Source organism: Ruegeria sp. HKCCD6428 (assembly GCF_013110595.1).
GTDB lineage: Bacteria > Pseudomonadota > Alphaproteobacteria > Rhodobacterales > Rhodobacteraceae > Ruegeria.
In genome coordinates this window covers 18,930-40,995 of record NZ_WVQX01000012.1, presented here as the reverse complement: position 1 = coordinate 40,995, position 22,066 = coordinate 18,930, and the positions used below count along the sequence as shown (strand labels likewise).

The following is a 22,066-nucleotide window of genomic DNA, read 5'->3' as shown; positions in this document are numbered from 1 at the left end:
TCAGAACAAACAGCTTACCAACGTTTAGCTGGTCAACTGCATGGCCAAGGACATCAACCCGGTGTTCAGGACGTGTGGATCAAGAAACGGGTTCTTCCGACATGACTTCTGCAAAGGATTTGAAGAATTTGGCGGCGAGTTTCTTTGCTGTACTCTGGATAAGACGGCTCCCAAGTTGCGCCAGCTTGCCGCCGATCACGGCCTTGGCTTCGTAGCGCAGAATGGTCTGAGACCCATTTTCAGTCAGTGTGACGTCGGCTCCGCCTTTTGCATGTCCAGCCGGGCCACCATTGCCTTGGCCATCCAGCGAAAACGTCTCTGGCGCGCCATCGGTTTTGAGCACCACATCTCCGCTGAATTTCGCTTTCACGGGGCCAACTTTGAGTACAACTTTGGCTTCAAGTTCGGTGTCGGATTTCTTGATCAGTTCTTCGCACCCGGGAATACAACGTTTAAGTATCTCGGGGTCGTTCAAAGCTGCGTAAACCACATCCCTAGGGGCATCGATGATAATTTCGTCGGCCAGTTCCATGGCGGTTCCTTTCTTTGTTCAGCAACAGGGGTATTTAATCGTGGCAAGCACCTCAGCCTGCTCTGTAGATGGCTTGAAACCACGTGTTAAGATTTTGAAAAGTTTACGCATTTGGGTTCCTTTCTACGGAATTCCTGCGCACGGTGATCAGTTCCGCCAGGATGGAAAGCGCGATTTCTTCAGGTGTGACAGCACCAATGTCCAAACCAGCTGGGGCTGAAACCATCGCGAGTGTGACCTCGGGCACACCAGCTTCGGAGAGCTTTTCAGACAGGGCCGCGAATTTCTTCTTACTGCCCACAAAGGCGACATAGTTTGCTTCACAAGCAAGCGCGTCGCGCAAGGCGTCAAGATCACCCTGCCCTTGCGTCGCCACGACGATCGCACTCATCTTTCCAAGTGCATTCTCCTCATCCACGGCACGTGAGATTGACCAGTGAAAATGCGGTGCGATTTGTGCCAAAGCCTCTGCGACCGGCGAGTTTCCGAGTATTGTCAACTCTGGCATCGGAAGACAGGGCTCAATAAAAATGTCGATGGTGCCACGAGAGGGACAACCGTTGCGCGCATAGAATACGCCCTCCACCATTGCTCCGGCACTGACGCCGATATCGTTCAAAAAGTCTTCCGGCGCGACCGACACAAGCTTGGGTGCGCCGGTTTCGAGGGCTTCCAAGGTGGCTCGCCTCACAGCGCCACGGGTGCAGCCGCCACCAAGAAACCCGTGCAATATGGTGCCATCCGCACCAATGATTGCCTTTGCGCCGGGTTTTGCCGCGGTGGTTCCGGCAGTGCGCACGATTGTTGCAAAGGCAAAAGGTTGTTCCTTTGCGCGCAGTGATTGGGCTGTTTCTGCCAAGTCAGATGAAAACAACTCAGCGGGGGTCATAGCGATACCATCTCCTTCTCCAGCGCGGCGAGGTCCGCCAGCGTGTTGGCGGCGGAAAAGAGGTCCAAATGAGGCAAGGCTGCCGTCATGCCCGCTGCGACGGGCGCATAGTCGCGCCAGCCTTTGAGCGGGTTCAGCCAAAGAATGCGGCAGCCGCGTTTGCGCAGCTTGGTCAGCGCCGCGTCAATGTGGTCAGGGGAAGAGGTGTCATAGCCATCCGAGAGGATCATCACGACTGAACGCCCATCGACAAAACGGCGCGCGTAGGTAGATGCAAATCGATCCAGGCTTTCCCCGATTTTGGAACCTCCGCCGAACCCATCCGCCATCAAGGACATCCGACCGATGGCGCGCATCGTGTCCTTATCGCGTAAAGCCTCGGTTATCCGCACGAGGCGTGTGTGAAACAGGTATGCGTCGGCGGTTGGATCACCGCGCATCAGGCCGGCCAAAAAGGCTAGGAATACTTGCGCATAGACGGTCATAGAGCCGGAAACATCGCATAGCGCTACGATTTTACGGCTACGATCAGGGCGTTTGCGCTTGATGAGTCGGATGGGTTCGCCCCCTGTCGCCAGGCTGCGCCGGATTGTTTTGCGGAAATGCAGTCGATCGCCCTTGCGGGCAGCGATGCGGCGGCGGGAGCGGCGGTCGCGCAGCGCTTGTCCGAGGCGGCGAGCAACTTCTTCGGCCTCGGCAATCTCTTCTGCCCGTACCAGATCACGTAGATCGCGCCGGGACAGGTTGCGCATTTCGGTGGCGATCAGCTTACCGTCGCCATCACTTTCGGCATCACCGTCACCTCCGTCTGGCGCTGTCGCATCGCCAGCGCCTCCAACGTCTTCTCCTTTGGCATCTCGTGACGAATGTACGCTGTCGTCGCCCTTGGGGTGGGTCGACATTTTCGGCGTGACCTTTGTTCGCACGCGACCGGCATCCATCCAGAAACTATCAAACAGCAAATCAAACCTCTGCGCTTCGTCCTTGCATCCCGTGCAGACGGCCTTGAGTGCGCAACGCGCCTCTTCAGGGTTGGCTGCCTCAATATAGGTCAACGCCGTCAGAGCTGCTTCGGTTTCCTGGACGCCAAGGCGCAGGCCATTCTCCCGCAAATGGGCCACGAACCCTGCCATGCGCGCCGTGGCGCCGGGATCGCGGCCAGCAAAGCGGGTCACGCGGGTCATGCGGCCTTCCCCGCGATGCGTTGTGCCACTTCGCGGGTTATATGTGCGCGATCGCTCTGCGTTTTTAGAAGTGTCGTGAGTGTGGCTTGGAGGGCTGCCGGGTTTTCCGTCAGATCAGCAATCCCTAACCCCATGAGCGCGGCGGCAAAATCCAGTGTCTCCGCGATTCCGGGCACCTTCTCAAGCTCTTCCTTGCGCAGCGTCTGGACGAACCCGATCACCTGATCGGCCAGCTGCGCTTCAATCCCAGCACACCGGGCTTTTAGGATCGCGAGTTCCGTTGTCCGGTCGGGATAATCGACATAACTGAAAAGGCAGCGACGCCTCAGCGCGTCCGACAAGTCGCGGGTGCCATTCGAGGTCAGTATAACTGTTGGCACGGCGGTGGCTTTGATGGTGCCAAGCTCCGGAACGGTGATTTGGTAATCAGCGAGGATCTCGAGCAGGAAAGCTTCGAACTCTTCGTCTGCGCGGTCGATTTCATCGATCAATAAAACCGGAGAAACGTCTTGCGTGATCGCCGACAGCAAGGGGCGCTCCAACAAATACTCACGCGAGAATATCCGATCCTCGACCGCCTTGCCGGCCTCGCCTGCTTCAGAGGACGCACGGATCGCCAGTAGTTGTCGTTGGTAATTCCACTCGTAGATCGCCTGAGAGGCGTCCAGACCTTCATAGCATTGCAGGCGGATCAACTGCGTGTTCTGGGCCGCAGCCAGTACTCGGGCAACTTCGGTTTTTCCTACGCCCGCCGCGCCTTCCAGCAGTAGAGGGCGGCGCAATGACAAAGCCAAATGCAGCGACACCGCCAGATCGTCTGAGGCGACGTAGTTCTGTTCTACAAGTGCAGATTGGAGATCGGTCCAGGTCATCAGAGCCTCAAGTGGTTTATGAGGCGCGCGCAGCCATCCCTGCCGCGCGCGCCGGAAGCTTAGCCGTGAAGGCCCAGTTCGTTTGCTGTCTTCCAGATCCGCCAGTGATCGTGCGGCATATGGGTGTGACGCAGGCCAAAGGCACGGAAGGCATCATTCACCGCGTTGGAGAAACAGGGCACGCCGCCCACATGAGGGCTTTCGCCGACACCCTTGGCACCTATTGGGTGGTGCGGGCTGGGGGTAACGGTGTGATCGGTCTCGTAATTCGGCACTTCCCATGCGGTCGGCAGGAAGAAATCCATCAATGTGCCGGTCTTGACGTTGCCCATCTCGTCATAGGCGATCTCTTGCCCCAGAGCGACAGCCAGCGCCTCGGTCAAACCACCGTGCACCTGGCCCTCGATGATCATCGGGTTTATGCGCGTGCCGCAGTCATCCAGCGCATAGAAGCGGCGAATGTCGGTCACACCGGTGTCCACATCGATGTCCATCACGCAGACGTAGGCGCCAAAGGGATAGGTCATGTTCGGCGGGTCATAGTAGCTGACCGCCTCCAGACCCGGCTCGATGCCCGGAATGGCCTGATTGTAGGCGGCAAAGGCGATTTCCTTCATCGTCTTGAACTTTTCAGGCGCGCCCTTGACCACGAAACGATCCACGTCGAATTCGACATCATCGTCATGCACTTCCAGCAGGTAGGCCGCGATCATCTGTGCCTTGGCGCGGATCTTGCGCCCTGCCATCGCGGTCGCGGCACCCGCTACAGGCGTCGAGCGCGAGCCGTATGTTCCAAGACCGTAGGGCGCGGTATCCGTATCACCCTCTTCGATGGTAATACTATCCGCCGGCAGGCCGATCTCGGTTGCGAGTATCTGTGCAAAGGTCGTGGCATGGCCCTGGCCTTGCGAGATGGTGCCAAGGCGTGCGATCGCTGAGCCGGTCGGGTGAATGCGGATTTCACAGCTGTCGAACATGCCAAGACCAAGGATATCACAATTTTTGACGGGTCCAGCACCGACGATTTCGGTGAAATGCGTCAGGCCGATGCCCATCAGCTTTCGGGTTTTGCCCGCCTTGAAATCCTCGATCCGTTGATCTTGTTCTGCACGCAGCCCTTCGTAATCGACGGCCTTTAGTGCCTTGTCCCAAGCAGTGTGATAGTCGCCGGAATCATACTCCCACCCAAGCGCGGACTGATAGGGAAACTGCTCTTTCTTGATGAAGTTGATCCGGCGCAGCTCGGCCGCGTCCATGTTCAACTCTATCGCCAGAACCTCGATCATGCGTTCAATGAAGTAAGCGGCTTCGGTTACACGGAAGGAGCAGCGATAACTGACCCCGCCCGGCGCCTTGTTGGTGTAAACGCCGTCCACTGCCAAATACGCAGTCGGAATGTCGTAAGACCCGGTACAGATGTTCATAAACCCAGCCGGGAACTTGGTCGGGTCGGCACAGGCGTCAAAGCCGCCGTGGTCTGCGGTCGTGTGGCACCAGAGACCGGTGATTTTACCCTCTTTGGTGGCGCTGATCTTACCTTTCATCCAGTAGTCACGGGCAAAAGCGGTGGTCATCAGGTTTTCCATACGGTCCTCGACCCATTTCACCGGAACACCGGTGACAATCGAGGCCACGACCGAGCACACATAGCCGGGGTAAGCCCCAACCTTGTTGCCAAAGCCGCCACCGATGTCGGGCGAGATCACGCGGATATTGTGCTCTTCAATGCCCGAGATCAGGCTGACCACTGTGCGAATAGCGTGAGGCGCCTGGAACGTGCCGTGCAGCGTGAGCTTGCCGTTGACCTTGTCCATCGAAGCCACGCAGCCACAAGTTTCGAGCGGACATGGGTGCGTGCGATGGTAATACACCATCTCTTCAGCGACCACGTCAGCCTCCCCCATTACCTGCTCGGTCGCATCCTTCTCGCCAACCTCCCAGGTAAAGATGTGGTTAGGGTGTTTGCGTGGGCCGTGGGCCCCATCTGGAATCGCTCCACCTTCGCCCATCAGGTCTTCGCGAAGAACCACGTCGGATTCCAATGCTGCGTGGGGATCGGTCAAAACGGGGAGTTCTTCATACTCCACTTCGACCAGCTCGACTGCATCGGCTGCAATATAACGGTCCTTTGCCACCACAAATGCCACTTCCTGACCTTGGAAGAGCACCTTGCCGTCAGCCAAAACCATCTGCTTGTCGCCCGCCAGCGTCGGCATCCAGTGCAGACCAAGAGGGGCGAGGTCTTCGGCGGTCAGTACGGCAATCACACCGTCCAGCGCCAAAGCGGCCTCGGCATTGATCGACACGATCTTGGCGTGGGCATAGGGCGAACGCACGAAATCACCATGCAGCATGCCGGGCAGTTTGATGTCGTCAACGTAATTGCCTTTGCCTTGGGTAAACCTGGCATCTTCAACGCGCTTGCGCTTGCAACCCATTCCTCCCAGTGCGTCGGTGCGTTCTTCGCGGGTCAGTTCCTTGTTCATTGTGCCGCCTCCTTCGCAGAGTTCATCTCGGCCGCGGCGGCGAGGATAGATTTGACGATGTTCTGATACCCGGTACAGCGGCAGAGGTTACCCGCCATGCCAAAGCGCACCTCTTCTTCAGTTGGGTTCGGGTTTTCTTCCAAAAGCTTTGATGCGCGGGTGATCATACCCGGTGTGCAGAAGCCGCATTGAAGACCGTGGTGTTCTTTGAAAGCTTCCTGCAGCACGTGCAGGCTGTCCGGGTTACCAAGCCCTTCGATCGTGGTGATTTCGGCACCGTCAGCCTGTGCTACGAACACGGTACAGGACTTCACCGATTTGCCGTTCATGGTCACGGTGCAAGCGCCGCAATGCGAGGTCTCGCAACCAATGTGCGGACCGGTCTTGCGCAGTCGTTCGCGCAGGGTGTGGATCAGCAGTTCGCGCGGTTCAGCCAAGAACTCTTGCTCCTCGCCATTCACTGTTAGAGTGAAGTGTTTCTTCTTTGACATGATCTCTCTCCTCAGGCTCTGGCCCAGGCGTTTTCGATCGCACGGCGCAAGATAATCGCCGCTGCGTGACGTTTGAATTCAATGGGACCGCGGTTGTCCTGTGTGGGGTCAATGTCGCCCAACATCGCGTCCACCGCCGCTTTGATTGCCGCATCATCCAGGGACGTGCCGACAAGCGCAGCGCCAGCTTTTTCAGAATGAACCGGTGTATCGCTCAGATTGGTCATCGCGATGGAAGCCGAGGTGCAAGTCCCACCTTCTTTAGTCAAAAGAACCGCAGCAGCCGCAGTAGCGTAGTCGCCGATTTTGCGCTTTTGCTTTTCATAGGCGTAACCGCCCTTTGGTGCATCGAACTTCACCGCTGTCAGGATCTCTTCATCCTCGCGGTCAGTCATATAAGCCGCTTCGTAGAAATCGCGGGCCGCGACCTTGCGTTCACCATCCGGCCCGACCAAGGTAAAGGTCGCGTCCAGGCACTGCATCAAACCCGGCATGTCATTGCCCGGGTCGCCGTTGGCGACGTTGCCGCCAACTGTGCCCATGTAGCGCACTTGCGGGTCAGCGATTTGCAAAGAAGCCTCGCGCATGATCGGAGCAGCCAACGCCAATTGAGCGTTGTAGATGATGTCATGTTGCGTCGTCATCGCGCCAATGCGGATGCTATCCCCCTCAATGGAGATGCCGCTCAATCCCTCCACATCCTGCAAGTCGATCAGATGTGGCACTTCGGCCATGCGGAGCTTCATCATGGGTATCAGACTGTGCCCCCCTGCGAGGACCCGTGCGTCATCTCCGTGCTCCACAAGTACGGACAGGGCGCCCGCCAAATCCTTAGGTCTATAATATTCAAAGGCAGCTGGAATCATTGCCTCTCCTCCCTGCAGCAACTGTTCTGGCTGTTAGAGAAGCTCGCGCGACGTCGGGTTGTTGACCCGGGAAAACACTTTGTTTTCGCTAATTTTGCACGAAATGCGCTTCAGGACGCACGAGTTGCGCTGCCTGAATTACCACGCGTTACCCAAAGGCGGTCAGTGCTGCTTTCAGGTTTGATCGGCTGACCGGCACCGGGGGAAGATCGGCCTCACCAAAGGTGCATTGTCCCTTGTCTTTGGTCCGTTCAAACCGCGCGACTTTTTTGGGGTTCACGATATAGCTGCGATGCACGCGCAAAAAGCCGGTTGGCTCCAGCCGTTTGACCGCTTCAGTGATCGGCCAGACGCAAAAGTACTTTTCTGTGCGGGTGTAGACCTGCGTATAGTGACCATCCGCCCTGACGAATGCAACGTCAGGCGCGGCAATAAAGACCTTGCCTCCGTCTCTTTCACAGGGGATGCGAATAGGTGGGGTCTGATCTGGTGAAGGCTCGTCTTGGGCCACGCCTGTCATCGGGATCTCTGTGGCTTGCGTAGGCACAAGATAAGTTGTTCCAACCCACAAAAATGCGCCGAAGATAACAAAGCTCGACAGGATCACCCCAACGGCCATGACTTCGTTGCTGATGACGGGCCCAAACTCTCGGATATCCTTCAAGGCTACAAAATTGGTTCCTGCCATGGCCAGGAAATGCACTGAAAAGACAGCTACGCCAAAACACAGCGTGCCGATCGCGATGGTCCTGTTGGAACGCTCATTATAGGCAATGCCGATCGCGAGAATGCACAGGACAATAGCCAATACCGACGACCCGAGCACCCCTTGAAGGGTATAAACGGGTTTGCAAAGCTGCATGCCAGCCATTCCCACATAGTGCATCGCCAAGATGCCCGCGCCTACGATTGCTCCGGCAGCAATGATGATCCCCTTGGAACGCTCAGTGAAATGCAAAAGGACAAGCGCCAAGGCGACCATAAGGATCGCAATAAGCGCAGATGCGAGCGTGATTGCGGCATCATAGTAAAACAGGATGGGCAGCCTTAGGCCAAGCATAGCTACGAAGTGCATTGACCAGATCCCACCACCCAAAGCAACGGCACCCAACGCGATGGCCAACCTGCGTTGTGAAAGCGACTTTTCGGACAAATCCCTCGTCAAAGACAATCCCGTGGCCCCAGCAACTAGCGCCACAACGAACGATGTAACCACCAACCAAGGGTTATGTCCGAAGTCCAGAAATTCCATGGGCCGGACAATGCCGCAGCGGATTTCTTAATTCAATCTTTGCCTTTACCTGGCAAAGGTTCATCCGGCGGAAACAAATTCCTGCACGGCCATTGCAAACAAGGACCAGAGTCTACCTCAGCGTTTATCGCTCATTGGGCAGGACTGCTGTGAGATGAGTCATCGACAGCTTTGGGCTCTAACCAGCTTAATGTTCATATTCACACTATAGTCGAACATCCGGTCCAAACCGCCGCTCAAACCCGGCGGGTTAAAGGCGTTCCATCAAGCCTTTCAGTTTCGGAACCGCTGGAAGGAATAGCCGCAAATTCAATCGGATTCTGATGGCCCGCCGGGACTGTATACCGTAAACAACTCTTTCGGCTCATTCACGCCGCGCAGCATGTAGCGGCCGACCGAGACAAGCTCCTGCGCGCAGGGCTGTGCAGCGCGGGCGACATCGTCCGAGATCAGGATCCTTTGACCCAAAGACCGGTGCATTCCCGCAATGCGGGCGGCCTGGTTGACAGCCGGGCCGATCACAGTGAAGTCCAGCCGGGTCTCGGACCCGATATTGCCATAGAGAATCTCGCCCGAATGTAGGGCCAGCGTATAGTTGGCCACCGGCAGACCTTGCGCGCGGCGCCTTGCGTTCAGTTCATCCATGCGGGACTGCAACAAAGGCACAGCATCAAGCGCGGCACGGGCGTCTTCGTCGATCTCTCCGACATCGAACATTGCCATCAGGCCGTCACCCATGAATTTCAGGATGTTGCCGCCCTTGTCATGCACCACACCCACCGCGACGGCCAGATAGTCGTTCAGCATGTCGATGATCTCATGGCCAGGCAGGTCTTCGGACAGCGTGGTGAAGCCTTCGAGGTCGAAATTCCAGATCACAGCATCGATTTGCTGCAAAGACCCACGCCGAATTTCACCCGACAGAACCCGGCGACCGGCATCCCGCCCCAGATAAACCCGCATCAGATCCTTGGCCAGATCCTGGTTCTTGGCGGATTTGAGCGCCAGCCCCAGATGCGGCAGTACAGTTTGTATTTTGTTCAGATCGCTGTCTTCGAATCCGTTCGGTGCGTCGCTGGTCCAGGACATCAGAACACCATCGCTGACCTTCTTCGTGCCGTCGGGGCGCAGTTGACTGGTCCCTTCATATGACAGGCCGGTGGCATAATAGTCTGTCGCTCCGATTTCACGCAGATCATTCAACAAAGGAAAGCGGCTGGGTTCATTATGGTCAACCAGTTTGACCCGGATTTCATCCAGATCATCGTTCAGCAGCGCATAGAGTGGGCTTTGCTGCCAAACTTCGCTGGGCGTTTCCGTGTATTCAAACTTCTCGGATTCTCCGCCCGCGCCGTTGTACCAGCTGTAACCGGTACCTCCGTAAACCGGATGCAGGGTCGACTGCGCCGCATGAAAGCGCATCAACGGAATACCCATTTCCACCAATCGGGCACAAAACCCTTCCAACAGCTCTTCTTGCCCGGCGCCCTCTAGCCCCTTGTTGACCAGCCAATCAATCAGGGAATGTGAGAAAACTGAAGCGGAATCTGGCAATGTCATTTTGTTGTCCGTATCAAGTATGATCCCCATTTGGGGGCAGGTCGCATCAATTGCCATAGGTCAGTCCAAACCAGCCAACCTTTGCAGCATTTGTCGCAACAACGCAGCCTCTTCCGGTTTGAACAGGCCTGACAGTTTCGCATCGTAATTGGCAGCAACGCCGCGCAGGTCACGATACACAGCTTGCCCTGCTGGTGTTAGTGTCAACCATTCCGCCCGCCGATCCGCTTCGTCCCGTGTGCGTTTCAGGTATCGACGCTGTTCCAGCTTGGCGACAGCACGGCTGATTTTGGTTTTGTGCATTCTGGCGCGCTCACCGATTTCCTTGGCGGTCATCTCGCCAAACAAACCCAGATGGAACAATACCCGCCATTCGGTTCTGAGCATCCCATAACGGCCCTTGTAAACTGCCTGAAACTCAAGCGAAGCCCGTTCGGCCGCCTGATTCAGCAGGAAGGGCAGAAAATTTTGCAGATAAAAGTCATCATTTTTTTCGGATTCATCGTGTGTCATGCTTGTTAGTTACAAAATCAACTATTAACCGACAAGCAGCAAACGGAGGAAAACGCAATGAATCGTCCGACTGATCCGCATACGCTGACACAGGCTGCGACGCCTGTCGGAACTCATGCAGGCTATATGCCAGGCTTTGGGAACGACTTTGAAACCGAGGCCCTGCCCGAGGCCCTGCCGCAAGGCATGAACAGCCCGCAACGGTGCAACTATGGTCTTTACGGAGAGCAGCTGAGTGGCACGGCCTTTACCGCCAACCCGCCTGAGCGTACGTGGTGCTATCGAATTCGCCCATCCGTAAAGCATTCACACCGTTATGAAAAAATCGATCTGCCCTACTGGAAATCGGCCCCCTGCATTGATCCGGATGTAATCAGCCTTGGCCAGTACCGCTGGGATCCTGTCCCGCATTCCGATGAAGGTCTGAACTGGATGACGGGTATGCGGACCATGACGACCGCAGGTGACGTGAACACGCAGGTCGGCATGGCAAGCCACATCTATCTGGTCACGGAATCCATGGTGGATGACTATTTCTTCTCGGCTGATTCCGAATTGCTGGTTGTGCCACAGGAAGGGCGCCTGCGATTTGCGACAGAACTGGGAATCATCGACCTGGAACCCAAGGAAATCGCGATCATTCCACGCGGTTTGCTGTACCGGGTCGAGGTTCTGGAAGGCCCTGCGCGCGGCTTTGTCTGCGAGAATTACGGTCAGAAGTTTGAACTGCCGGGTCGCGGACCAATCGGTGCCAACTGCATGGCTAATCCGCGCGACTTCAAGGCACCGGTGGCCGCTTATGAGGATCGTGAAACCCCTTCTACCGTGACAATCAAATGGTGCGGGCAATTCCACACCACCAGGATCGGCCACAGTCCTCTGGATGTCGTGGCATGGCACGGCAACTATGCGCCCTACAAATACGACCTGCGCAACTATTGCCCCGTCGGCGCGATCCTGTTTGACCACCCCGACCCGTCGATCTTTACCGTTCTGACGGCTCCGTCCGGCCAGCCCGGCACGGCCAATATCGACTTTGTCCTGTTCCGCGAACGCTGGATGGTGATGGAAGACACGTTCCGCCCGCCGTGGTACCACAAGAACATCATGTCCGAGCTGATGGGCAACATCTACGGCCAGTACGACGCGAAACCTCAGGGCTTTGTTCCCGGCGGCACAAGCCTGCACAACATGATGATCCCGCATGGCCCCGACAGGGAAGCCTTCGACAAGGCGTCATACTCCAACCTGGGGCCGGACAAGCTGGACCAGACAATGTCGTTCATGTTCGAAACCCGCTTCCCGCAGCACCTGACCCCGTTTGCCGCCACCGAGGCGCCGTTGCAGGATGATTACATCGACTGCTGGACATCGCTTGAGAAGAAGTTCGACGGAACGCCGGGCAAGAAATGAACCGCCATTGGTTCAGTTTCATTGCCGTCGTCCTGCCCGCGCTGAACACGCCGGAGTTGAACCGGTTGCCGACCCGACACGCCTCGGCAATCGGTGTGCAGCGACGCCTCGTGCATATGACATGCCACAACCGCGGCGGCTTCGTGCTATTGCTATCTCCGTTCCAAAGCCAGAATCCTTCCGAACCTCTGAGAACATAACAAAATAGGGGCAAGACATGCCTTTGATGACTTCATGGGTGGCGTCGGCCAATGACGCGACACATCCGTTCCCACTGAACAACCTGCCTTATGGTGTCTTCTCGACCGAAGGTGATGATCCGCGTTGCGGCGTGGCCATCGGTGACATGATCCTTGACGTTACCGCAGCCGAGGCCGAGGGTCTGATCTCCCTGACCGATGAGCCTCTGTTCGACATGCCGTTCTGGAACCCCCTCATGGAAGAAGGTCCAGCCGTCTGGACCGCGCTGCGCGAGCGGCTGATCAGCCTGCTGGCCGAAGGTTCAGATGAACAAGCCAAGGTCGAGCCGCTGCTTGTCAAACAAGAAGATGCGGAAATGCATCTGCCCTTTGCGGTCAGCGAATACACCGATTTCTACGCAGGCCGAAACCATGCCTTCAACGTGGGCACCATGTTCCGGGGGCCGGAAAACGCCTTGCCGCCGAACTGGCTGCATATTCCGATTGGCTATAACGGCCGGGCATCTTCGGTCGTGGTATCTGGAACGGAAATTCGCCGCCCTTGGGGTCAGCTGAAAGCCCCCGATCAGGACTTGCCCGCCTTCCTGCCCAGCCGTCGCTTTGACATCGAGCTTGAGATGGGCGCGATTGTCGGAACACCCTCAGATGGTCCGATCACCGTGCAAGAAGCGGATGACAATATTTTCGGCTACGTGCTTCTGAATGACTGGTCTGCGCGCGACATTCAGGCATGGGAATATCAGCCGCTGGGCCCGTTTCAGGCAAAGGCCACGGCAACCTCGATCAGCCCGTGGATCGTGACCAAGGCGGCGCTGGAGCCATTCCGCTGTGATACGCCGCCCCGCGAGTTCGAGCTGCTGGATCACCTCAAGGATTGCGGCCCGATGCTCTATGACATCGATCTGGCGATCACCATGGCACCTGCCGGACAACCCGCCACGACGATTGCCCGGACCAATTACAACCAGATGTACTATTCCGCTGCGCAGCAATTGGCGCATCACACCACATCAGGATGCCCCATGAACACGGGCGACCTGCTGGGATCGGGAACCATTTCCGGGCCAACCAAACCTGAACGTGGCTCGTTGCTGGAGCTTAGCTGGGGCGGCAAGGAACCTCTGACATTGGACAGCGGTGAAACCCGCAGCTTCATCGAGGATGGCGACACGTTGACCCTTACCGGCGCAGCTCGTGGCGACGGCTACACGATCGGCTTCGGTGAATGTGTCGGCACCGTTTTGCCCGCTCTTGAAAACCCATATTCACGATAAGGAACCCACGATGGCCAAGGCATTCGCGTCCCAGGGGGACATGTCGGAAAAAAAGATCAGCTTTACTGAAGTCGGAGAAGGGCTCTATGCCTTCACCGCCGAAGGCGATCCGAATTCGGGTGTGATCATCGGTGACGACAGCGTGATGATCGTCGAGGCGCAGGCGACTCCGCGTCTGGCAAACAAGGTAATCGAATGCGTGCGTTCCGTCACCGACAAACCGATCACGCATGTGGCCCTGACCCACTACCACGCAGTGCGTGTTCTGGGCGCAAGCGCGTTCGGCGCGCAGCAGATCCTGATGTCGGACATGGCGCGCGCCATGGTCGTCGAGCGGGGTCAGGAAGACTGGGACAGCGAATTCCAGCGCTTCCCGCGCCTCTTTGAAGGGCATGAAAGCATCCCCGGCCTGACATGGCCCACCACCACCTTCAGCGATACGATGACGGTGTATCTGGGCAACCGCCGGATCGACCTGATGCATCTGGGGCGCGCGCATACGGCAGGCGATATCGTCATCCATGTGCCGGATCAGAACGTGATGTTCACCGGCGATATCGTCGAATATCACTCGGCCTGCTATTGCGGTGACGGTCATTTCAGCGATTGGGGTGACACGTTGGACGAGATCAAGTGGTTCGATGTCGACGCCATCGCACCGGGGCGCGGCGATGCGCTGGTTGGCAAGGACATGGTGAATGCGGCCATCGAGAACACCCGCGATTTTGTCGAAAGCACATACCGGCCGGCGGCGAAGGTCGCGGCGCGCGGCGGGTCCCTGAAAGAGGCCTGGGACGCAGTCCGCGCTGAATGTGATCCGAAGTTCGCCGACTACGCAATCTACGAGCACTGCCTGCCGTTCAACGTGGCCCGCGCCTATGACGAGGCGCGCGGCATTGACACGCCCCGCATCTGGACCGCCCAGCGCGACCTCGAGATGTGGGAAGCCCTGCAAGGCTGACGAAAAACGGTCGAGTTTGATCCAGATCGTTTTTTGCGGCGGGATTCGATGGAACCATAAACTAAGACCTCCGGCGCCCGTCGCCGGGGGACAGGACATGCAGCACATCGGTGCATCTGTTTCGGGGGGGAGCCCATGAACAAGATCTTTGAAACGCCGCTTTACGGATATGAACGCAGCCCGGATCAGGACAGCCCGACGCCCGTCAGGCACAAGGTCATCGTGATCGGTGCGGGGCCGGTTGGTCTGGCCGCCGCCATCGATCTGGCCCAGCAAGGGGTCGAAGTTGTGGTTCTGGACGAGAATGACAAAGTCAGCTTCGGCAGCCGCGCCATCTGTTTTTCTCAGCGCACGCTGGAAATTGCGGACCGGCTGGGTTGCGGCCAGCGATTGGTCGACAAAGGCGTGCTTTGGGACCGGGGCAAGGTCTTTTTCGACAACCGTCAGGTCTATGATTTCAACCTTCAGCCGGACGAAGGCTATGCCAACCCGGCCTTCATCAACTTGCAGCAATACCATTTTGAAAACTTCTTTGTGGAACGCGTGCGCGAGTTGCAGGCAAAAGGCGCACCGATTGAAATTCGCGGGCGCAACAAGGTTGACGCAATCGGTACGCACGAAGATCACGTTCGGCTGGAGGTCGAAACCCCCGAAGGCCCCTATACACTCGAGGCCGAATGGCTGATCGCCTGCGATGGTGCCGCGTCGCCCACCCGGCGCATGCTGGGCATCGATTTCGAAGGGCGTGTTTTCGAAGACAATTTCCTGATCGCGGACGTGATCATGGATGCCGATTTCCCCTCGGAACGCTGGTTCTGGTTTGACCCGCCGTTCAATCGCGGGCAATCCGCGCTTTTGCACAAACAACCCGACAATGTCTGGCGTATTGACCTGCAACTGGGTTGGGACATCGACAAGGAACGCGAAAAGCGCCCCGAGAATGTGATCCCGCGCCTCAAGGCGATGCTGGGCGATGACGTCGAGTTTCAGCTGGAGTGGGTCTCAATCTATACGTTCCAGTGCCGCCGCATGGAGAGCTTCCGCAAAGGGCGTGTCCTATTCGCCGGCGACAGCGCGCACCAAGTCAGCCCCTTTGGCGCGCGCGGTGCCAATTCCGGCCTGCAAGACACTGACAACCTGTGCTGGAAACTGAAACTGGTGCTGGATGGGAAAGCCCCAGAAAGCCTGCTGGACAGCTACAACGCGGAACGCGTGCACGGGGCTGATGAGAACATCCAGAAATCCAGCCGCTCCACCGATTTCATCACGCCGAAATCCGAAATGTCGCGGGTTCTGCGGGATGCGGTTCTGGACCTCAGCGAGAAGTACGAATTTGCGCGTCCGTTGGTGAATTCAGGACGCCTGAGTCAACCTTGCACCTATGACGGCTCGACCCTGAATTCTGCCGACGCGCTGGATGGCCCAGCCGAAACGCGCCCCGGCTCGGCCTGCCCGGATGCGCCGCTGGGTGATGCGTTCCTGTTGCCCAAACTGGCAGGCAAATTCACCCTTTTGACGATTGATACGGATGCCCCAGAAGTGCTGGAAGAAGACGGGGTCGAGGTCACGCGGTTGGCGCTGTCGGTCAAGGATGACCAGACCCTGGCGCTGAAACGTCGCTATCTGGGCGACGCAACCAGCGCGGTTTACCTGATCCGTCCTGATCAGCACGTGGCGGCGCGCCGGGACAGTTATGAAGAAAACAGTTTCCGCCATGCAATCCGCAGAGCCTGTGGCAAGGAGTGAGCGCGATGTCTGACCTGATCCTATCCCCGAATATCGACGATGCTGACGACTTCTATGCCGAGCTGCTGGCCGCGCATGAAGGGCTTGAAAAAGCCGGCAGTGACGCGCTGAACGCCCGACTGGTTCTGGTGCTGGCCAATCACATCGGCGACAAGGCGGTGTTGTCTGACGCTATTCGCGCCGCCACCCTGGTCGACAAGTGACGGATTCGAATGTGAGCAAAACCGTCCTTTATGACTATTGGCGGTCCTCGGCCAGCTATCGGGTGCGGATCGCTCTGAATCTGGCCGGGATCGACTATCGCGCGGTTGTCGTCGACCTGGTGGGCGGCGAACACAAGGGCGATGCACATATCGCGCGAAATCCACAAGGGTTGGTTCCGGTGCTGGATATTGACGGGCAGCGGCTGACACAGTCTCTGGCCATTCTCGACTATCTGGACAAGACACGTGAATTGAACCTTCTGCCCGACGATGCAGCAGGGCGCGCGCGCGTGCAGGCGCTGGCCTATGCGATTGCGGTGGACATTCACCCTGTTTGCAACCTTTCAGTTGCTCGCCATGCGACCACCCTCAGCAAAGACCCGACCGACATGCCCGGAGAGTGGATGCGGCACTTCATACGGCCGGGGTTGCAGGCCTTCGAGACCATGTTGGGTGAGTTTGAACAAACCCCCTATTGTGTCGGTTCACAGCCCGGCCTCGCCGACATCTGCCTGATCCCGCAGATCTACAATGCACGCCGGTGGAAGGTCGACCTGTCGGACATGCCGCGTCTGCTGGGTGTCGAAAAGGCCTGCGCCGATCACCCCGCATTTGTCGCGGCGCATCCTGACAGGCACGCACCCCAATAAGCTTGCACAGGTCCTGTGTGCCGGTGTGCCTAGGCGTCCGTCGCAATCGGACTTAGCTTTGTTTCATCAAAGCAAAAGAGGTTCTGATGCCCGAGATCACCGGATACCACGCCCATGTCTATTACGACGCCGACACGCAGCACACGGCGCAACAGGTCTGCGAAGAGGCCGCCCGTCTGTTCCCCGTCCGGATGGGACGCATGCATAGCCGCAATGTCGGCCCCCACCCGCGCTGGAGCTGCCAATTGAGTTTTGCGGCTGATGCCTTCGATCAGGTCACTCCGTGGTTGATGCTGAACCGCCGGGGCCTTACGGTTTTCACCCACCCGGAAACCGGAGACCATCTGGCCGATCACCGCGATCGCGCGATCTGGATGGGTGAAATGCTGGATCTGGACCTGTCGATCTTTGACACGCTTCAGCCCAGCGCCCGCGCCTGATCCCGCAGAACGAATTTCTGCACTTTGCCGGTTGAAGTCTTCGGCAGGGTGCCAAACACCACGGTCTTGGGCGCTTTGAAATGGGCCATGTTGTCCCGGCAAAAGGCAATCAGCTCTGCCTCGGTCGCGGTTGTACCGGGCTTCAGCTCGACAAAGGCACAGGGGGTTTCGCCCCATTTCTCGTCTGGCCGGGCCACAACCGCGGCTTCCATGACTGCCGGGTGTTTGTAGAGAATGCCCTCGACCTCGACGGAGGAGATATTCTCGCCGCCTGAAATGATGATGTCCTTGGACCGGTCTTTGAGCGCGATATAGCCATCCGGATGCATGACGCCCAAATCGCCGGATGCGAACCAGCCGCCCTTGAAGGCCCCATCGGTGGCATCAGGGTTCTTGAGATACCCTTTCATCACCACGTTGCCCTGCATAAAGATCTCGCCCATGGTTTCGCCATCCGCGGGCACGGGCTCCATCGTTTCGGGATCGGCCACCATCAGGCCAGACAACGCCGTATACCGCACGCCCTGCCTTACTTTCAGGGCAGCACGGTCTTCGGGTCCCTTGTCGTTCCATTCATCCTTCCACGCACAAACGACCGAGGGCCCATAGGTCTCGGTCAGGCCATAAACGTGCGTGACCTCGACCCCCATAGCTTCCATCGCTTCGATCACGGCGGCCGGCGGCGGAGCGCCCGCGGTCATAACCTTGATCTGATGGTCAAAGTCTTTCAGTTCATCCGGCGCGTGGGCCAGCATGTTCAAAACGATGGGAGCACCGCAGAAATGGGTGACCTTCTCATCACGGAATGCCGCATAGATCGGCTCGGCACGCACGGCGCGCAGACAGACGGACACGCCCGCATTGGCGGCCATGGCCCAGGGGAAGCACCATCCGTTGCAGTGAAACATCGGCAAGGTCCACAGATAGATCGAATGCTTGGGCATATCCCAGTCCAGCAAATCCGATTGTGCATTCAGCGTGGCGCCGCGGTGGTGATAAACCACGCCCTTGGGATTGCCCGTTGTGCCGGACGTATAGTTCAGCGTGATCGCGTCCCATTCATCCTCGGGCAGTGACCAGTCAAATTCGGGGTCTCCCTCTGATATCAGGGCGTCATAGGTCAGGCTGCCAAGCCTTTCACCGCCTTCAAAGCTGGGATCCTCGATGTCGATTACCAGAATATCATGATCAACCTGCTCCAGCGCCTCTTTCACGACGCCGGAAAACTCGGGGTCAACCAACAAGGCCTTGGCTTCGGCGTGGTTCAGGATGAAAGCGACTATCGGAGCATCCAGACGCGTGTTGATGGCGTTCAAAACGGCACCCGCCATGGGCACACCAAAATGCGCTTCGTACATCTCGGGGATGTTTGCGGCGATAATTGAAACGGTATCACCCTTTCCGATACCCCGCGCATTCAGGGCCCCCGCCAGCCGGCGGCACCTGGCATAGGTTTCAGCCCAAGTATACCGCCGCTCACCATAGACGACCGACGGGTAATCGGGATAAACCTGCGCCGTGCGCTCAATGAAAGAGAGGGGCGACAAGGGTGTGTAATTCGCCCGGCATTTGTCCAAATGACGCTCATAGGTATTCGTCGCTACCAACTGCTGATCCTCCCTGCACTCGGTTTGCGCGACTTGAGCACAAACTTGGTGCTCTGACAAATCCGTAGTATTACGATACCCTTATTGACTGGCAATACGGGATGGTGCGATCTGGCCCTACTTAGATCCGGCCATTCGCGGTGATCTGAAGCATCTTAAACATATGCCGGGGCACACCATTTCCGCACCCCGTGCACCGCACCTCACTGAAAGGACTTGTCATGGACGGCACGTTCAACGAAAACGATCTTTCCCGCGTGGTCGAGGCCGACCGCGCCCATATCTGGCATCATCTGATCCAGCACAAACCCTTTGAAACCAATGACCCCCGCATCATTGTCGAAGGCAAGGGCATGCGCGTCTGGGACCAGAAAGGCAAAGAGCATCTGGATGCGGTTTCCGGCGGTGTCTGGACCGTCAACGTCGGCTATGGCCGCGAATCGATCTGCAAGGCCGTTTACGACCAGCTGATGAAACTGTGCTATTTCGCCAATTCGGCCGGCTCGATCCCCGGCGCGATCTTTGCCGAGCAACTGATCGACAAGATGCCCGGCATGAGCCGCGTGTATTACACCAACTCAGGGAGCGAGGCGAACGAGAAAGCCTTCAAGATGGTGCGCCAGATCGCGCACAAGAAGTACGGCGGCAAAAAGACCAAGATTCTGTATCGTGACCGCGATTATCACGGCTCGACGCTGGCAACCATGTCGGCAGGCGGTCAGGACGAGCGCACCGCACAATACGGCCCCTTTGCACCTGATTTCGTGCGCGTGCCCCACTGCATGGAATATCGCAAGCACGAACTGGACGGTGCCCCCGAAGAGAATTTCGGCGAATGGGCGGCAGACCAGATCGAACAGGTCATCCTGCGCGAAGGCCCCGACACCGTTGGCGCGCTGTGCCTTGAGCCGGTGACCGCAGGTGGCGGCGTGATCGAAGCGCCCGAGGGTTACTGGCAGCGCGTGCAGGAGATCTGCAAGAAATACGACGTGCTGCTGCATATCGACGAGGTTGTCTGCGGCGTGGGCCGCACCGGCACATGGTTCGGTTATCAGCAATACGGAATCAAGCCGGATTTCGTGACCATGGCCAAGGGCGTGGCCTCGGGCTATGCCGCGATTGCCTGCATGGTCACCACCGAGGAGGTCTTTGACATGTTCAAGGATGATGCTTCGGACCCGATGAGCTATTTCCGCGACATTTCGACCTTTGGTGGCTGCACTGCCGGTCCGGCTGCTGCGATCGAAAACATGCGCATCATCGAGGATGAAAACCTGCTGGGCAATTGCGCGGCCATGGGTGACCGCATGATGGGCAACCTTCAGGCACTGATGGAAAAGCACAAGGTCATCGGCGACGTGCGCGGCAAGGGCCTGTTCCTGGGTGCCGAGCTGGTTGCAGACCGTGCCAGCAAAGAGCCTGTGGACGAGAAACTGGCACAGGCGGTAGTGGCCGACTGTATGAACCAGGGCGTGATCATCGGTGTCACAAACCGCTCGATCCCAAGCCGCAACAACACGCTGTGCTTCTCGCCCGCCCTGATCGCCACGGCTGATGACATCGACCAGATCACCGACGCGGTCGATGGCGCGCTGGGGCGTGTGTTCGGGTGAGTTCCCTCAATGAATTTACGAAAACCGGCGCTGAATGCGCCGGTTTTTTTGCGTTCGCGTGGCATCTACGCGGGCTTTCCTGCCATTCGTCTAATTTCTCAGACTTCTGAGAATTCGTTGATAGAACGCGCCGTGTGCATCTTCAGCGCTAGGTTCGGTGATCAATTCCCAATCCAAATCCAGTGTTCCAGCCGGAACTAGTTGCCGCGCGATCTCGGCTGGTGTGGTTGCATCGCTGGTTCCGTTCTCCCAATCGTGAAAAGCCGATGAGTATCGAACGACCGCCCCGCTGGTTGGCAAATCGAGCGAACCTCCCTCGGCAAAAAACGTCAACCCGTCACCCATTTCTTCCCCTATGAGCTTGAGCCTAGGTCCCAATCGATGTTTGAGGATGGCGACAAAAACTATCGCAGCCGAAAACGTGAATTTATCGACAAGCACAACAACCTGCCTGCTTGCGTTTTCAGAGATGGCGTCGATCAAGGGCATCGTTTTGAGAAAGTCGCCACCGGTGTTTCCACGAATGTCAATCAAGAGCGTTTTTTCCGAGCAAACGCTTACTTGTTCTGCTGCACCTGAGATGGCTTTCGGCAGCGCACCTTCTCCTGAATCGAGAAAACTGGGCAACAGTATCGCAAGCCCAAGTCCCCGCCAGCCCTTAGTCTCCATAAGTCTCTCGGGTGTCCAAGCCGGATCGGCCCGGCCATGCTCGTTTCTCGGGTAGAGCGTTGATGCAGGAACCGTATGGCCGTTTTCCACTTCGAATTCGGACATCTGACCGTTCTCGTCTTGCACGCGATACTCGGTCGTTTCGTCTTTTGAGGAAAAACCGAGACGAGCCAAAGCATAGGGCCACACGAGTATAATCGATCCGATTACCCGTTTCCTTTGGCGCGTTCCTGCCAGAAATGTTTCTGAGGCGGCTTCGATTTGACTTAACGGTGTGCCGTTGACTGCAACCAGCTTTCCTCTGGGCGCCGTTGTTTCCGGTGCCGTACCAACTAACTGGATGGCAGTTCCGATGCTCACGAATCTCAGCGGGAGCACCGAGATGGCATCATTCGGAATCAGCCGTGTGTGCCCGTTGTCGGGAAGTGCCAGTAGGCGCATTGTTGAAAACAGAAAGGCCTCTTTTAGACCTTCTGAAGCGTATCTTCGAGCATCACTAATGCAACTGTCTATCGCCGTCTGTTCGATCCGCCGAAAGCTGGGATCGCGTGGCAAGGCAGTTTCTAAAACTTGCTCAAAGTCTTGTACCAGCGACATAGTTTAAGGTGCGCACGACTGCTGGACGATGTCCAGAGTGTGCTAAAC

The 22,066-nt window shown here is 57.5% G+C and carries 20 protein-coding genes; 8 read left to right on the top strand and 12 right to left on the bottom strand.

From position 1 onward, the window contains the following. Positions 1 to 79: 79 nt before the first annotated feature. From GS620_RS19725 to GS620_RS19680, 10 genes are all read right to left on the bottom strand, one after another. Entirely contained in the window at positions 80 to 532 is a 453-nt protein-coding gene (locus tag GS620_RS19725) for a carbon monoxide dehydrogenase subunit G (protein WP_171120341.1), read from the bottom strand. Between the two features lie 103 nt (positions 533 to 635). After that, entirely contained in the window at positions 636 to 1,421 is a 786-nt protein-coding gene (locus GS620_RS19720; RefSeq protein ID WP_171120343.1) for an XdhC family protein, read from the bottom strand. Then, positions 1,418 to 2,605, bottom strand: a complete 1,188-nt coding sequence (locus tag GS620_RS19715) for a VWA domain-containing protein (protein WP_171617494.1) — start codon at positions 2,603 to 2,605, stop codon at positions 1,418 to 1,420. Before GS620_RS19715 ends, GS620_RS19720 begins: the two co-directional genes overlap by 4 nt. Beyond that, on the bottom strand, positions 2,602 to 3,477 hold the full coding sequence (locus GS620_RS19710; protein ID WP_171205708.1) for a MoxR family ATPase: 876 nt from the start codon (positions 3,475 to 3,477) through the stop codon (positions 2,602 to 2,604). Before GS620_RS19710 ends, GS620_RS19715 begins: the two co-directional genes overlap by 4 nt. 59 nt (positions 3,478 to 3,536) lie before the next feature. After that, on the bottom strand, positions 3,537 to 5,963 hold the full coding sequence (locus tag GS620_RS19705; RefSeq protein WP_171617493.1) for an aerobic carbon-monoxide dehydrogenase large subunit: 2,427 nt from the start codon (positions 5,961 to 5,963) through the stop codon (positions 3,537 to 3,539). Continuing rightward, positions 5,960 to 6,454, bottom strand: coding sequence for a (2Fe-2S)-binding protein (locus tag GS620_RS19700; RefSeq protein ID WP_152457016.1), 495 nt, complete (start codon positions 6,452 to 6,454; stop codon positions 5,960 to 5,962). Before GS620_RS19700 ends, GS620_RS19705 begins: the two co-directional genes overlap by 4 nt. 11 nt (positions 6,455 to 6,465) lie before the next feature. After that, on the bottom strand, positions 6,466 to 7,320 hold the full coding sequence (locus tag GS620_RS19695) for a xanthine dehydrogenase family protein subunit M (protein WP_171617492.1): 855 nt from the start codon (positions 7,318 to 7,320) through the stop codon (positions 6,466 to 6,468). A gap of 148 nt (positions 7,321 to 7,468) precedes the next feature. Beyond that, a complete protein-coding gene (locus GS620_RS19690) occupies positions 7,469 to 8,572 on the bottom strand; it encodes an MHYT domain-containing protein (protein WP_171617491.1) in 1,104 nt (367 codons plus the stop codon). A gap of 309 nt (positions 8,573 to 8,881) precedes the next feature. Beyond that, a complete protein-coding gene (locus GS620_RS19685; protein WP_171617490.1) occupies positions 8,882 to 10,132 on the bottom strand; it encodes an adenylate/guanylate cyclase domain-containing protein in 1,251 nt (416 codons plus the stop codon). A 60-nt stretch (positions 10,133 to 10,192) separates the two neighbouring features. Continuing rightward, on the bottom strand, positions 10,193 to 10,645 hold the full coding sequence (locus GS620_RS19680; RefSeq protein ID WP_171120356.1) for a MarR family winged helix-turn-helix transcriptional regulator: 453 nt from the start codon (positions 10,643 to 10,645) through the stop codon (positions 10,193 to 10,195). Between the two features lie 57 nt (positions 10,646 to 10,702). Here GS620_RS19680 and hmgA point away from each other — a divergent pair, with 57 nt between their 5' ends. The 7 genes from hmgA (at position 10,703) to GS620_RS19645 (ending at position 17,532) form a co-directional block, all read left to right on the top strand. Beyond that, complete coding sequence (gene hmgA / locus GS620_RS19675; protein WP_171617489.1) at positions 10,703 to 12,058, top strand: homogentisate 1,2-dioxygenase; 1,356 nt, start codon at positions 10,703 to 10,705, stop codon at positions 12,056 to 12,058. Positions 12,059 to 12,275: 217 nt separating this feature from the next. After that, positions 12,276 to 13,532: a fumarylacetoacetase gene (fahA, locus tag GS620_RS19670; protein WP_171617488.1), complete on the top strand. Its 1,257-nt coding sequence runs from the start codon at positions 12,276 to 12,278 to the stop codon at positions 13,530 to 13,532. 10 nt (positions 13,533 to 13,542) lie between these two features. Beyond that, on the top strand, positions 13,543 to 14,493 hold the full coding sequence (locus GS620_RS19665) for an MBL fold metallo-hydrolase (protein ID WP_039541551.1): 951 nt from the start codon (positions 13,543 to 13,545) through the stop codon (positions 14,491 to 14,493). Positions 14,494 to 14,628: 135 nt separating this feature from the next. Further along, positions 14,629 to 16,239 carry an FAD-dependent oxidoreductase gene (locus GS620_RS19660; RefSeq protein ID WP_171617487.1) on the top strand — a complete coding sequence of 537 codons (1,611 nt, stop codon included), beginning with the start codon at positions 14,629 to 14,631 and terminating at the stop codon, positions 16,237 to 16,239. Positions 16,240 to 16,244: 5 nt separating this feature from the next. After that, entirely contained in the window at positions 16,245 to 16,442 is a 198-nt protein-coding gene (locus tag GS620_RS19655) for a DUF2783 domain-containing protein (protein ID WP_171169266.1), read from the top strand. A gap of 11 nt (positions 16,443 to 16,453) precedes the next feature. Continuing rightward, positions 16,454 to 17,092 (top strand): maleylacetoacetate isomerase, encoded by a 639-nt coding sequence (gene maiA / locus GS620_RS19650; RefSeq protein WP_171120367.1) that lies wholly within the window; start codon positions 16,454 to 16,456, stop codon positions 17,090 to 17,092. An 86-nt stretch (positions 17,093 to 17,178) separates the two neighbouring features. After that, positions 17,179 to 17,532 (top strand): DOPA 4,5-dioxygenase family protein, encoded by a 354-nt coding sequence (locus GS620_RS19645; protein ID WP_171205700.1) that lies wholly within the window; start codon positions 17,179 to 17,181, stop codon positions 17,530 to 17,532. On the opposite strand, the gene GS620_RS19640 is transcribed toward GS620_RS19645, so the two are convergent. Continuing rightward, a complete protein-coding gene (locus tag GS620_RS19640; RefSeq protein WP_171617486.1) occupies positions 17,511 to 19,139 on the bottom strand; it encodes an acyl-CoA synthetase in 1,629 nt (542 codons plus the stop codon). The genes GS620_RS19645 and GS620_RS19640 overlap by 22 nt on opposite strands. Before the next feature lie 221 nt (positions 19,140 to 19,360). Between GS620_RS19640 and GS620_RS19635 the strand changes: the two genes are divergently transcribed. Then, complete coding sequence (locus tag GS620_RS19635; protein ID WP_152457003.1) at positions 19,361 to 20,752, top strand: aspartate aminotransferase family protein; 1,392 nt, start codon at positions 19,361 to 19,363, stop codon at positions 20,750 to 20,752. A gap of 90 nt (positions 20,753 to 20,842) precedes the next feature. On the opposite strand, the gene GS620_RS19630 is transcribed toward GS620_RS19635, so the two are convergent. Further along, a complete protein-coding gene (locus tag GS620_RS19630; RefSeq protein WP_171617485.1) occupies positions 20,843 to 22,018 on the bottom strand; it encodes a peptidase S41 in 1,176 nt (391 codons plus the stop codon). Between the last annotated feature and the right edge of the window lie 48 nt (positions 22,019 to 22,066).

Bases quoted from the DNA above. Each gene is read 5' to 3' on its own strand.
- fahA (WP_171617488.1), top strand. From the start codon at position 12,276: ATGCCTTTGATGACTTCATGGGTGGCGTCGGCCAATGACGCGACACAT.
- GS620_RS19630 (WP_171617485.1), bottom strand. From the start codon at position 22,018: ATGTCGCTGGTACAAGACTTTGAGCAAGTTTTAGAAACTGCCTTGCCA.
- GS620_RS19685 (WP_171617490.1), bottom strand. From the start codon at position 10,132: ATGACATTGCCAGATTCCGCTTCAGTTTTCTCACATTCCCTGATTGAT.
- GS620_RS19725 (WP_171120341.1), bottom strand. From the start codon at position 532: ATGGAACTGGCCGACGAAATTATCATCGATGCCCCTAGGGATGTGGTT.
- GS620_RS19655 (WP_171169266.1), top strand. From the start codon at position 16,245: ATGTCTGACCTGATCCTATCCCCGAATATCGACGATGCTGACGACTTC.
- GS620_RS19715 (WP_171617494.1), bottom strand. From the start codon at position 2,605: ATGACCCGCGTGACCCGCTTTGCTGGCCGCGATCCCGGCGCCACGGCG.
- hmgA (WP_171617489.1), top strand. From the start codon at position 10,703: ATGAATCGTCCGACTGATCCGCATACGCTGACACAGGCTGCGACGCCT.
- GS620_RS19720 (WP_171120343.1), bottom strand. From the start codon at position 1,421: ATGACCCCCGCTGAGTTGTTTTCATCTGACTTGGCAGAAACAGCCCAA.
- GS620_RS19680 (WP_171120356.1), bottom strand. From the start codon at position 10,645: ATGACACACGATGAATCCGAAAAAAATGATGACTTTTATCTGCAAAAT.
- GS620_RS19645 (WP_171205700.1), top strand. From the start codon at position 17,179: ATGCCCGAGATCACCGGATACCACGCCCATGTCTATTACGACGCCGAC.
- GS620_RS19665 (WP_039541551.1), top strand. From the start codon at position 13,543: ATGGCCAAGGCATTCGCGTCCCAGGGGGACATGTCGGAAAAAAAGATC.
- GS620_RS19660 (WP_171617487.1), top strand. From the start codon at position 14,629: ATGAACAAGATCTTTGAAACGCCGCTTTACGGATATGAACGCAGCCCG.
- GS620_RS19705 (WP_171617493.1), bottom strand. From the start codon at position 5,963: ATGAACAAGGAACTGACCCGCGAAGAACGCACCGACGCACTGGGAGGA.
- GS620_RS19700 (WP_152457016.1), bottom strand. From the start codon at position 6,454: ATGTCAAAGAAGAAACACTTCACTCTAACAGTGAATGGCGAGGAGCAA.
- GS620_RS19690 (WP_171617491.1), bottom strand. From the start codon at position 8,572: ATGGAATTTCTGGACTTCGGACATAACCCTTGGTTGGTGGTTACATCG.
- GS620_RS19710 (WP_171205708.1), bottom strand. From the start codon at position 3,477: ATGACCTGGACCGATCTCCAATCTGCACTTGTAGAACAGAACTACGTC.
- GS620_RS19635 (WP_152457003.1), top strand. From the start codon at position 19,361: ATGGACGGCACGTTCAACGAAAACGATCTTTCCCGCGTGGTCGAGGCC.
- GS620_RS19695 (WP_171617492.1), bottom strand. From the start codon at position 7,320: ATGATTCCAGCTGCCTTTGAATATTATAGACCTAAGGATTTGGCGGGC.